This window comes from Vibrio sp. 10N.222.46.A1 (genome assembly GCF_041473595.1).
Taxonomy (GTDB): domain Bacteria; phylum Pseudomonadota; class Gammaproteobacteria; order Enterobacterales; family Vibrionaceae; genus Vibrio; species Vibrio tasmaniensis_A.
Map to the genome: position 1 here is coordinate 1 of NZ_JBFRSN010001728.1, position 567 is coordinate 567.

The window sequence follows — 567 nt, forward strand, 5'->3', positions numbered from 1 at the left end:
GATTGAATTTAATTAGAAACAAGCGGTTAATCCCTACGTAAAATAAATAAAATAATTATTAAATGATCGGAGACATTATCATGCGCATAGTATTAGCTTTAGGCGGTAACGCTCTTTTAGCAAGAGGCCAAGCATTAACGGCTGAGAACCAACGTGAAAATATAATCAAATCAGCGGCGAGTATTGCTGCGATAGCACGCGAGCATGAGATTGTTATCGTTCATGGTAATGGCCCACAAGTAGGTTTGTTGATGGAACAAAACGCGGCTTATAGCGAATATTCGCCAGAGACGACACCATACCCAATGGATGTACTCGGCTCTCAAACCTGTGGCATGGTGGGCTACATGTTACAACAAGAGCTCAGAAACATTGACCCTGAATTAGACGTAGCAACGCTAGTCACGCAAACTGAAGTATGCAAAAAAGACCCTGCGTTTGCTAACCCGACTAAATTTGTTGGCCCTGTATATACAGAGCAACGAGCTAAAGAATTAATGGCTCAAAGCACAATGCAGTTTAAAGCTGATGGCGAGTACTACCGACGCGTTGTGCCTTCTCCTATGC

The 567-nt window shown here is 42.9% G+C and carries 1 pseudogene; it reads left to right on the forward strand.

From position 1 onward, the window contains the following. Positions 1-80: 80 nt before the first annotated feature. Positions 81-567 (forward strand): annotated as a pseudogene (locus AB4496_RS29045) (carbamate kinase); the annotation flags it as partial.